This window comes from Slackia exigua ATCC 700122 (assembly GCF_000162875.1).
In the GTDB taxonomy this organism is placed as follows: Bacteria; Actinomycetota; Coriobacteriia; order Coriobacteriales; family Eggerthellaceae; genus Slackia; species Slackia exigua.
The window spans coordinates 654,028-665,206 of sequence record NZ_GG700631.1 but is presented as its reverse complement, the minus strand read 5'-3'; the positions used below and the strand labels follow the sequence as shown (position 1 = coordinate 665,206).

General features: G+C 59.1%; 9 protein-coding genes and 1 rRNA gene. All 10 read left to right on the top strand.

The features are described 5' to 3' along the window. Positions 1 to 102, top strand: a 5S ribosomal RNA gene (gene rrf / locus HMPREF0762_RS08930); the annotation flags it as partial. Positions 103 to 408: 306 nt separating this feature from the next. After that, positions 409 to 2,046 (top strand): AMP-binding protein, encoded by a 1,638-nt coding sequence (locus HMPREF0762_RS08925; protein WP_006363379.1) that lies wholly within the window; start codon positions 409 to 411, stop codon positions 2,044 to 2,046. Next, on the top strand, positions 2,043 to 2,636 hold the full coding sequence (locus HMPREF0762_RS08920; RefSeq protein WP_006363378.1) for a hypothetical protein: 594 nt from the start codon (positions 2,043 to 2,045) through the stop codon (positions 2,634 to 2,636). Before HMPREF0762_RS08925 ends, HMPREF0762_RS08920 begins: the two co-directional genes overlap by 4 nt. 162 nt (positions 2,637 to 2,798) lie before the next feature. Next, positions 2,799 to 3,995 (top strand): acyl-CoA dehydrogenase family protein, encoded by a 1,197-nt coding sequence (locus HMPREF0762_RS08915; RefSeq protein ID WP_006363376.1) that lies wholly within the window; start codon positions 2,799 to 2,801, stop codon positions 3,993 to 3,995. Between the two features lie 116 nt (positions 3,996 to 4,111). Then, on the top strand, positions 4,112 to 5,353 hold the full coding sequence (locus HMPREF0762_RS08910; protein WP_006363375.1) for a CaiB/BaiF CoA transferase family protein: 1,242 nt from the start codon (positions 4,112 to 4,114) through the stop codon (positions 5,351 to 5,353). A gap of 269 nt (positions 5,354 to 5,622) precedes the next feature. Beyond that, on the top strand, positions 5,623 to 6,537 hold the full coding sequence (locus tag HMPREF0762_RS08905) for a LysR family transcriptional regulator (protein WP_006363373.1): 915 nt from the start codon (positions 5,623 to 5,625) through the stop codon (positions 6,535 to 6,537). 254 nt (positions 6,538 to 6,791) lie between these two features. Further along, on the top strand, positions 6,792 to 8,093 hold the full coding sequence (locus tag HMPREF0762_RS08900; protein WP_248676517.1) for an MFS transporter: 1,302 nt from the start codon (positions 6,792 to 6,794) through the stop codon (positions 8,091 to 8,093). Between the two features lie 332 nt (positions 8,094 to 8,425). Continuing rightward, positions 8,426 to 8,698 (top strand): ACT domain-containing protein, encoded by a 273-nt coding sequence (locus HMPREF0762_RS08895; protein ID WP_006363369.1) that lies wholly within the window; start codon positions 8,426 to 8,428, stop codon positions 8,696 to 8,698. A gap of 103 nt (positions 8,699 to 8,801) precedes the next feature. After that, positions 8,802 to 10,166, top strand: a complete 1,365-nt coding sequence (locus tag HMPREF0762_RS08890) for a PFL family protein (protein ID WP_006363368.1) — start codon at positions 8,802 to 8,804, stop codon at positions 10,164 to 10,166. 14 nt (positions 10,167 to 10,180) lie between these two features. Next, on the top strand, positions 10,181 to 11,179 hold the full coding sequence (locus tag HMPREF0762_RS08885; protein ID WP_006363366.1) for a TrmH family RNA methyltransferase: 999 nt from the start codon (positions 10,181 to 10,183) through the stop codon (positions 11,177 to 11,179).

The window sequence follows — 11,179 nt, the reverse complement described above, 5'->3', positions numbered from 1 at the left end:
GAGGCGGGGATCACCCGGTCCCGTTCCGAACCCGGCAGTTAAGCCCGCCATCGCCCGACGTACTGCGGGGAAAGCCCGTGGGAGGCAGGGCCGCCGCGCTCGCCCAGCGCGCCCGTACGCGCGCCCCGGCGCACCGAAGGCCCCGCCATGCGCGGGGCCTTTCTCGTTCCCCGGCCCGCGCGCTCCGGAATACCGAAGGCCCCGCCTCTCGCGGGGCCTTTCTCGTTCCCGTTTCGGATCGGCGCTTCTCTTTCGCGCTCCCCCTCCATTGCCAATGCAAGATTCAATAGGTTCGACGCAAGACCTCGAACAAAGGAAATATATACCGCTATCAGGGGCGTATTACACTTTACGCAGAAAGCGCGATGCGTATCGGCGCAGGTTCGTTGCGAAGACGGAGGGTGTCGCATGATTACCGATCTTCGAATTGACGAAGCCCGTAAGCGGTTGTATTACGAAAAGGGCTATTGGCAAACGAAGACCCTGATCGACGTCTGGAACGAGGGACTCGAATCCCATCGGGACAATATCTACGTGAAGGATGGCGGCGGGCGTTTTCTTACCTATGGCGAGACCGATCTGCGCGCTTCCAAACTTGCGACCTGGCTTGAACGTCGAGGTGTCCGCAATGGCGATATCGTCAGCTTCCAAGTGCCTAAATGGGTCGAGTTCGCTGTGATCTACCTTGCGTGCTTGAAGGTCGGTGCCGTGATGCATCCCGTGGACGCGAACCTCTATGGCAAGCCGCTCCTGGCACTGCTCGACCGCGTTGCGCCGGTCGTGTTCATCACTCCTACCGAGTTCAAAGGCATGAGCTGCTCGGAATGCTGCGGCGCCATAGGCGGCATCTCGTCCATTCGGAGCATTCTGCTTATCGATCGCGAGTCGAAGGCTGCATTCGATGGCGCGGAACTGCTTTCCGATACGCTGGTGGCTGAGCAACCTTTCGAAAAGGCCGCCGAGTCAAGGTCCGATGAGGTTGCCTGTATTCTCGCCACCTCCGGTTCCACGGGATCGCCGAAGATGGTCTTGCATACGCATAACAACATTTTGTTTTCCGAACGCGCATATCTTTCGGTTCTCGATTTGAGGCCGCAGGACTGCATGTGGATGCCCTCGCCGCTCAATCATGCGACCGGTTTCTATCACGGTCTCATAGCGGCGTTCCTGCTTGGGAGCAGCGTGGCGTTGCAGCAGGAGTATTCGCCGTGCAAAGCGCTCGATTTCGTTCGCAGCAAGGGATGCACCTGGTCGCATGGGGCGACACCCTTCATCTACGACCTTCTCAAACTGCTTGAAGAACGGAACGTCAGAGACTATCCGCTGCGTCTCTATCTGTGCGGAGGGGCTCCTGTGCCTCAGTGGCTGATTTCGCGTGCCTATGAAAAGGGGATCCTTCTCTGCGAATCCTACGGTTCGACGGAAAGCTGTCCTCATGTCGTCGTTCCTCCTGAGAAATGCCTTGAATGGAACGGTCGGTGGTCAGGCATTCCTTACGAGGGCATAGAGGTTCGCGTCGTCGACCGCTCACGCAAAGCCGTTCCCTCCGGCATTCAGGGAGAAGAGGCTTCTCGAGGGCCGCATCAATTCGTCGGATACCTTAATGAGCCTGCGCGGACCGATGCCGCGCTGGATGTCGATGGATGGTTCTATAGCGGCGATTTGTGCATTGAGGATGACGAGGGACGCATTCGCATCACGGGAAGAATCAAGGATGTCATCATCCGCGGAGGAGAGAATATCTCTTCGAACGAGGTGGATTCCTTTCTCAACGGGTGTCCTGGCATCGGGGAGCATGTATCGATAGGGATGCCGGACGAACGGCTCGGCGAGAGAATCTGCACCTTCGTCGTGTCTCAGGGCGGGCTGCCGAGCCTCGATGAGGTGAAGGCCTATCTAGCGTCCAATCATGTGCCTAAGCGCGTTTGGCCGGAAAGGCTCGAGCCGATAGATTCCCTTCCCTACACGGCAACGGGGAAGGTGCGGAAGCATGTTCTGGCTGCCGAGTTGAAGAAGAGGATGGAGGAAGGGGGGGTGATGACGTGAAAAGCACCGAATACAGCGTCACCCGGTCGAGATCGACCTTCAAACCACGCGTTGCGCCAGACGACCTGCCTTTCTACGAGGCATCTGACGACTCGATCGCCATCGGGGTAAGCGGAGCGCTTCCCTCTGCGTACTCAGGGGATGCGCGCACGCCTGTCGTCGAGCCTGCGTACGTGGGTTTCTTCGATTCCGCCGAGGAAGCCCGGGATACGTCGTGCGAGTTTCTAAGCCTTGCCGATCTTCCGGAAGGCGTGAAGCTCGATTACGCGTTCGTGGGGAGCTTCAACAACAATGCCTTGAAGATCATCTGGGACATAGACGATGCAGCCTATTCGATCGATTGGGTTGCGTTGAAGTCGTTCACGGGAATGCAGCTGAAGTACGTCCTTCCGAAGAAGCGCTCTCCGCTCGTGTTCGCCTTCGCAGAAGAAGACGCCTTCGCATACTGCGACAAGGATCCTTGCATCGAGTGCAAGTTCCGTTGCAAGGTAGGGATGATTGCCTATTTGTCAATAGGCAATCTTGGAATCGTGCGCATGCCTCTGGATAGGATGGCAACCCCAATGCCGGCGTCTTCTTCGGGAATATAAATCATGAACAGGGAATTCTATGCAATCATTGCGTATCTCAATGATTCTTTCGCAAAACAGCTCACAGCATCAATTGGATATTTCCATCGTTCCAATACAAAATAGTCGCCGTAAGAGCTATTCAAGCTCGAGAAAAAAGTCGCGTGACCAAAAGGAGGATGTATGAATCCCAACGCGAAAATCTCCGATGAGCAGTTCGAGGCTTACCTGAAGCAGATTCGCGAGCTGGCCGAAGGCCCGTTCGATGAGATGCAGAAGGAAATCGAGGTCACGAACACGTTCCCGGAGGAGTTCTACGAACTCGCCAAGAAGAACGATCTGTATCGTTACTACCTGCCTTCCATATACGGAGGATGGGATCTTTCCGAGCTTGAAATTCTGCGTGTGCAGGAAGAATTCTCCCGCGGTCCTGGCGGAATGCGCATGCATCTTCATCATGCGGCCGACCTCAACTGGCGCATTCTCGATGATTACGGCACCAAGGAGCTTAAAGATCAGCTGATGGACAAGTTCCAGGACAAGTCCGTCTATATCAACTTCGCCCTGACCGAGCAGACCGGCGGCACGGGTGCCGACATCCACACCACCGCCATCAAGCAGGCCGACGGCACCTATCTCCTCAACGGCGAGAAGTGGCTGATCAGCCATACCGATTGCTCTGACTACACTTATGTCATCGCCGTCACCGACGAAAGCAAGGAGAAGGACGACCGCCTGTCCGCCTTCGTCGTTCCGAACGATGCTCCCGGCTTCGAAATCGTCCCGATGTCCCACATGATGGGCTGCCGCGGCGCAGGCCATGCCGGCCTGAAGTTCACCAACGTCAAGCTTGATCCCAAGTATCTGCTTGGCGTAGAGGGCCAGGGCATGGAAATCGCCATCCATTCGCTTTCCGTCTCTCGCGTCCATATCGCGTGCTCCAACCTCGGCATGGCCCAGCGCATGCTCGAGATCTCCCTTAAGCGCGCCAATGACCGCGTGACCTTCGGCAAGCCGATCGCCACTCGTCAGATGATCAAGCAGAAGATCGCCGAGATGCAGAAGATGATCCATGTCCTCCGCACCGCCATCTACGACTTCGCGCGCGACTACGACATCAACCCGACGAACGAGTACGTCACCGAGAAGGCCGCCATCTGCAAGCTCTTCTCCATCGACACCGTCAAGCTGGTTTCCGACGAGATGCTCGAGATCTTCGGCGGCGACGGCTACTTCGAGGACAGCCCCTACGGCCCGACCGAGCGTCTGTACCGCGACTGCCGCGCCATGTGGCTCGAAGAGGGCGCTCCCTGCGTCCAGCGCATCACCATCGCGCGTCAATGCCAGGACTTCGACGGCCAGATCAAGTACAACTTCTAATCCGTCACGGGAAGTCTTGTCTGGAACGGAATCGCAGAGGAGGGCTGACGGTCTCGTCGGTCCTCCTCCTTTGCATCGGGATGCATCAGTTCCCGTCACAGTTCTAAGGAGAAGATATGAGCAAGCCTCTTGAGGGAATCAAGGTAGTCGACCTCACGACCTTCCTGGCTACGCCGACCACCGGCCGTGCTCTGGGCGAGTGGGGCGCCGACGTCATCAAGATCGAGGCCGCCAAAGGCGATCCAGGTCGTGTGAACCAGGCCGTCGTGTTCGGCATGACGGCCGACGACGACGAGAATCTCGGCTTCGATATGGCGAACATGCACAAGCGTTTCATCAGCCTGAATCTCAAATCCGAAAAGGGACTCGAGGTTATGCATAAGCTGCTCGCCGAGGCCGACGTGTTCATCACCAACATGCGCGCCAAGTCTCTGGCGAAGATGGGCCTCGATTGGGAGAGCCTGCATGCTCGGTATCCTCGGCTCGTCATGGGCCATGGTCTCGGCTACGGCAAGAAGGGTCCCGAAAAGGATAACGCCGGATTCGATGTCACCTGCTACATGGGTCGCGGCGGCGTCTTCGGAACCACGGTGAACAAGGGCGACGCCCCTATGATCCCGACCAACGGCTACGGCGACTTCCAAGCCTCCATGTTCCTCGCATCCGGCATCCTCGCCGCCCTTATCGGTCGCGAGAAGACCGGTGCCGGCGATTACGTCACCTGCGCCTTGGAGCATGCTGCGATTTACGCGCTCTCTACCGGCATGGTTTCCGCGCAATACGGCAATCAGTATCCGAAGAGCCGTCGCGAGGTCAACAATCCGCTCAACAACGTCTTCCATTCCAAGGATGACAAGTGGGTCGTCCTCTGCCTTCCCGAATACAATCGCGATTGGCCGAGGGTCATGAAGCTCATCCATCGCGAAGACCTTGCCGAGCATCCCGATTATTCCGATGTCCAGGCTGTGAACAGCAAGGGCCTTGCCGGCGAGGTCACCGACATCCTCGATGAGGGATTCGCGCAGTTCACGCGCGACGAGCTGCTCGATATGTTCGGCAAGAACGATATGCCGTGCGAGCCTGCCCAGACGCCGCTCGATGTGTACGAGGATCAGAACGCACTTGTGAACGAATACATCAAGCAGGTCCCCTATCCCAAGGGCGGCCGCTGGTGCCCGACCGTGCCCGTCCAGTTCGAGCTGAACGAGACCGCCGAGCTTGAACCCACCGGAATGATGGGTTCTTCTACCGAGGCGGTCATGGTTGAGCTCGGGTACACCAAAGAAGAAATCGATGCGGCAATGGCCGATGGCTCCGTGTGCGGACCCGTCAAGCTTGCGGTTCTTCAGGGCAAGTAACCATTCGGGGCAGGTTGGGTGAACCGCCGCGTGCATTCATCCTGCGATTGCGCGATCCTTTGAGGACGAGGAGCCCTCCCGAGCAGGGAGGGCTCCTCGTCGTTTTTCATCAGAATGCCGAAATTGACCAGATATCATAGGTCTGGACAGCGGCATTCGCACCCTATCCATAATGCAAACGATATAATTCATGGAATACAGCCTTGCCTTGCATATTCCCGAGCCATGGGTGCGGGCGCGTTCGGCGCGGTGGAGCGAAAGGGGTTCTTTTGAATATCTCCCAGCTTCAATATTTCTGCAAGCTCGCAGAGCTGCAGCATTATACGAAGGCCGCTGAACAGCTGTATATCACGCAACCCACGCTCTCGAATTCCATTGCCCGGCTTGAAGAGGAGCTCGGGGTTCCGCTCTTCGAGAAGAGCGGAAGAAACGTCCGCCTGACGAAATACGGCAAGGAATTCAATAAGTACGCGACCAAAGCCCTGAATGCCCTTCACGAGGGCAGCGATATTCTCAAGGAACAGATCGGACAATACAGCGGCACGGTATCCGTCGGAACCATCTATACGATCCAAGACTGCTATATTCCTCAGTTGATCAGGGAGTTTCGTGCAAAGTTCGGTTCAGGTCCGCTCATCGACCTCTATCAAGGATTGACCAGAAGCTTGATCGAAGGTCTGGAAGCGGATGCGTACGACGTCGCCTTCACCGCATTCGTCGACGGCAAGGATCATCTTGCATTCGTGCCCGTGCTTCGTCAGAACCTCGTCGCCATCATTCGCAAGGACAATCCCCTCGCAGAAAAGCGCATGCTGTCCTTCGATGATTTCGACGGCCGCTCTCTTGTCACGTATCGCGAAGATACGTCCTTGGGCGGAGAGGTCAAATCCCTGCTCGAAAAGCACGACGTCGTGCCGAGCGAACGGTGCGACGATGAGATCACCCTCGCCTCTATCGTTGCGGCAGGAGAGAATTCCATCGGCTTAAGCCTCGATACGGTCGGCGCCTCGCTGTTCGACGAGCTGACTGTCAGGCCTGTCGAAGAGGTTCCGGATGGGTTCCATACGGTATATCTTGTATACAAGAAGGGGATCTATCGCAGTCCCACGGTCGAACATTTCATCGAGCTTGCCACGCAGATGAAATACGAGAAAGAATCTCCTCGAATCGACGCGAACCGATAAATGACGTTCGCCAGGACGCCGCGGGAAGCCGCTCATTTAAATGTCCTCCCGAAAGTCACCTATAAATTTACATAAATAAAGTCAATCAATTCGACGAAATACCGACATCCAATCCTATTGGCGCTCATTGCAGCCACCTCATATCATGAGACCAGGTTGGTATTTGATGCGGTTGTCCTGCGTAATTGCAGCGAATGCCAACCATGGGGTTCGGTACGGCTTGCAAGAAGGTCAAATCGATTAGGAGGAATGCTGTGAGCGCAGTTCAGAGGGCAACGAAGTATATGTTTGCCATCGCCACCGTATATATGTGCTATTTGACGCATGGCGTGCAGGCTATCATCTTCAGCCAGAATCAAGTTAATTTCTACACGCAGTGGGGCTTCACGGACGCCACGGCCGGTGCCGCGGCGGTCGCGATGGCGATCACCTGGACGGGCGTCGGCAAATTCGTCAGCGTTTGGATCGGTGGCGAGATTTCCGACCGTATCGGCCGCAAGATTCCTGCCGTCCTCGGTGCCGTCATGTATGTCGCCTGCTTCGCCATCATGCTCGTGAGCACCAACGTCACCGTCGCATGCGTAGCGGGCTTCCTTTCCGGCGTCGCCACGTCCGGCTTCTGGGATGGAGCGCTGTATCCGGCGATTGCCGAGGCCAATCCCAAGTATGCCGGTTCTTCCACCATCGGCATCAAGGCGGTCATCTCCGTTTCCGGCATCGCGTATCCTCTGCTTGCCGCCTGGAACGCCGGCGACTCCTGGCATATCAACATCATCATCCCGATCGTCATGTCGGTCATCTGCGTCGTCTTCGCCGCCCTTACCCCGTTCGTGTATGACGACGAGCGCAAGCAGAGCGTCGTCGATGACAGCAAATCCAAGAACGCCGCCGAGGCTGAGATTCAGGCCGCTAAGGACGCCATGCTCCGCACGCCTAACGGTCTTGAGAACTTCATCACCCTGTTCTTCGGCTTCGTGATCATGTTCATCATGTACGGCGCCCAGCAGTACTCCAAGCAGTTCGGCATCACGAACCTCGGTCTTGATCCCGTCGCCGCTGCCGGCTTGACGTCCATCTACACCGCCGGTTCCATCATCGCGGTTCTCTTCTGGGCTTTCATGATGGGCAAGCTTCGCTGGAATCCGCTCAAGGTCATCCTGATCGACTCGATTCTCGCCTCTGTGGCTCTGGCCGTCGTGATCCTGGCGCTTCCGCTCGGCATCGGTGCCGGTGCCGTCTACTTCGGCATCGCCGTACTCGGCTTCTCTGCCGCGGGCGGCATGCTCCAGACCGGCGTCACCCTGCGTCAGCTCATCGTTCCCGGTCCTCGTGGCCGCAACGTCGGAATGTACTACACGTTCATGGGCTTCGCCTCCGTGTTCCTTCCCTTCATCGTCGGTTCCATGACCACCGCCGTCGGAGAGGCGAGCGCCGTTTGGATCATGATGGTGCTGTTGCTCGCTGCCGCGATCCTCTCCATCCTCATGTGCCTGTATCTGGTTTCCCAGTACAAGAACCTCTTCGGCTATAGCGCCATGGAGCCCATGAAGGACTAGTCGGCATCGTAGTCGTACCGCCGATCGCCTAATCGAAGGAGGCTGCCGAAGAATCGGCGGCCTCCTTCCGTGCATCGGGGCCGAATCGTTCGAACGAATCTATGAGGGAGATGCGGCATGAGGAAGACTCGGCTCGTCGAGCATGCTTAGTCTCGCCGCCGAACAATGCGGCCGTAAGGCTCCTTGCGTTCATGCTGCGCGGTCATGCGCGCGGCAGTCGGCATCTGCCGTTGCTCGGCGGCGATTGCCGAAGCCATCACGCGGTGCACCTTGCGCCCGCGCGCGTCTATACTGAGTCGATCAAGGCGCATCAATCGAGAAAGGCAGCATCTATGAACAAAGCCGTCGTCACCGTCGTCGGAAAGGATGCCGTCGGCATCATCGCCCGCGTATGCACGTATCTGGCGGATCATCGCGTGAACGTGCTCGACATCTCCCAGACCATCCTCGACGGTTTCTTCAACATGATGATGGTCGTCGACGTGACCGATGCCGATGCCGAATTCTCGAGCATCGTCGAAGACCTTGAGGGCTTGGGCGAAGAAATCGGCGTGCGCATCCGCTGCCAGCGCGAGGAGATCTTCACCAAGATGCATCGCATCTAGCCGCGCGCAGCAAGCGCCGCCCGGCCTCCCACGCGCGAGGCGCCGTCATCCGAGGGCGGTTCCGTCTTCGCGCATCGTCCCCGCCAACCGAGAAGGAACGTTCATGCTGAATATCACCGAGGTCCATGAGACCAATCAGATGATCGAGCAGGAGAAGCTCGACGTTCGAACCATCACGATGGGCATCAGCCTGCTCGATTGCGCGGGCGACACCGTCGAAGAACTCGCTCAGGCCATCTACGGCAAAGTGACCGGCTGTGCGCAGGACCTCGTCTCGACCGGTCGTGCCATCGAACGCGATTACGGCATCCCTATCGTGAACAAGCGCATATCCGTCACGCCCGTCTCGCTCGTCGGCGCGCGCGTCTGCAAGGCGCCGGAGGACTACGTGCGGCTGTGCCACGCCCTCGACGATGCGGCAAAGGCCGCGGGCGTCAACTTTCTCGGCGGATATTCCGCTCTGGTCAGCAAAAGCATGACGAAATCCGATGAGCTGCTGATCCGCTCGATCCCCCAGGCGCTCGCCGAAACCGACTTCGTATGCTCGAGCGTCAACGTCGGCTCCACGAAGACGGGCATCGACATGGACGCCGTGCGCCTCATGGGCGATATCGTCAAGCAGACCGCTGAGGCCACGGCCGAACGCGACGGCCTCGGCTGCGCGAAGCTCGTCGTATTCTGCAACGCTCCCGACGACAATCCCTTCATGGCCGGCGCCTTCCACGGCGTGACCGAGGGCGACGTCGTCATCAACGTGGGCGTTTCGGGTCCTGGCGTGGTGAAGCGCGCGCTCGAGTCCGCTCGCGGCGAAAGCTTCGAGGTGCTGTGCGAAACCATCAAGCGCACGGCGTTCAAGGTGACGCGCGTCGGCCAGCTCGTGGCCCAGGAGGCGAGCCATCGTCTCGGCGTGCCGTTCGGCATCATCGATCTCTCGCTCGCGCCGACCCCGGCGGTGGGCGATAGCGTCGGGGAAATCCTCGAGGAGATAGGCCTCGAACAGGTGGGCGCCCCCGGCACCACGGCGGCCCTCGCGCTGTTGAACGACCAGGTCAAAAAAGGCGGCATCATGGCGTCGAGCTATGTCGGAGGTCTTTCCGGCGCTTTCATTCCCGTGTCCGAGGACAAGAACATGATCGACGCCGCGGCATCGGGCTGCCTGACCATCGAAAAGCTCGAGGCTATGACCTGCGTTTGCAGCGTCGGACTGGACATGATCGCGATCCCTGGCGACACGACGCCTGCGACCATCGCCGGCATCATCGCCGACGAGGCGGCCATCGGCATGATCAACCAGAAGACGACCGCGGTGCGCGTCATTCCCGTCGTCGGAAAAGGCGTCGGCGACGTCGCCGAGTTCGGCGGCCTGTTGGGGTACGCGCCCATCATCCCCGTCAACACGAAGAGCTGTGAGGCGTTCGTCAATCGCGGCGGCCGCATCCCGGCGCCGGTGCATTCGTTCAAGAACTAGGAACGGTCTGGGCGATGGAAGGGCGCGATCTTAAGGAGGACGCGGCTGCGCGGGCGCGCGTTTCGGCGCTGGGCGCTCCCTATGCATGGGTCGAAACCCTCGACGATCCGCGCCTCGATGCGTTCGCGTGTCTGACCGAGGTCCAGCTCCGCAACAAGCTCGAACCTGAGAAAGGCGTTTTCATCGCCGAGAGCATCAAAGTGATCGATCGCGCATTGGATGCGGGCATGGTTCCCGTTTCGGTCCTGATGACGCCCGAATGGCTGGATGCGGCGGCTCCGACCGTCGCGCGCATCCAGAAAGCTTCGAAGCCTGCGCCGACCTTGCGTGGCGGCGTTTCGGGCGGAGGCGTTTCGGCGCGGGCGGCTTCATGCGGGGGCGATGACGCGGAAGGGTCCTCGGCGTGCACGCCCGTGTTCGTGGCTCCCGTCGAGGAGCTGAAGCGCTTGACCGGCTTCGCGCTCACGCGCGGCATCCTCTGCGCCATGCGACGCCCGAAGCTGTCGAGCGTCGAAGAGCTGTTGGCGGGCGTTCATCCCGGCGGCGCGCGCAGGATCGCCATGCTCGAAGGCATCGTCGACCACACGAACGTCGGGGCGATCTTCCGCTCGGCCGCCGCTCTCGGCGTGGATGCCGTGCTCGTCGCTCCGACGTGCTGCGACCCTCTGTATCGCCGATCGGTGCGCGTATCCATGGGAACGGTGTTCCAGGTTCCATGGACGCGCATCGGCAATGACGCGCATGATTGGCCGCGCGCCGGGCTCGAGGAACTGCATCGCCTGGGATACGCCACGGCCGCCATGGCGCTTTCGGACGATTCCATTCCGCTCGATGACGCACGGCTTGCAGCGTGCGAAAGGCTCGCGCTCGTGTTCGGCACCGAGGGTGACGGCTTGACGGCCCGCACGATCGAGGGGTGCGATTACACGGTGCGGATCCCGATGGCGCATCACGTCGACAGCCTGAACGTCGCTGCGGCATCGGCCGTCGCGTTCTGGGAGCTGTGCCGGTAG

Coding starts and splice junctions, on each gene's coding strand:
- HMPREF0762_RS08925 (WP_006363379.1), top strand. CDS start 409: ATGATTACCGATCTTCGAATTGACGAAGCCCGTAAGCGGTTGTATTAC.
- HMPREF0762_RS08915 (WP_006363376.1), top strand. CDS start 2,799: ATGAATCCCAACGCGAAAATCTCCGATGAGCAGTTCGAGGCTTACCTG.
- HMPREF0762_RS08910 (WP_006363375.1), top strand. CDS start 4,112: ATGAGCAAGCCTCTTGAGGGAATCAAGGTAGTCGACCTCACGACCTTC.
- HMPREF0762_RS08895 (WP_006363369.1), top strand. CDS start 8,426: ATGAACAAAGCCGTCGTCACCGTCGTCGGAAAGGATGCCGTCGGCATC.
- HMPREF0762_RS08890 (WP_006363368.1), top strand. CDS start 8,802: ATGCTGAATATCACCGAGGTCCATGAGACCAATCAGATGATCGAGCAG.
- HMPREF0762_RS08885 (WP_006363366.1), top strand. CDS start 10,181: ATGGAAGGGCGCGATCTTAAGGAGGACGCGGCTGCGCGGGCGCGCGTT.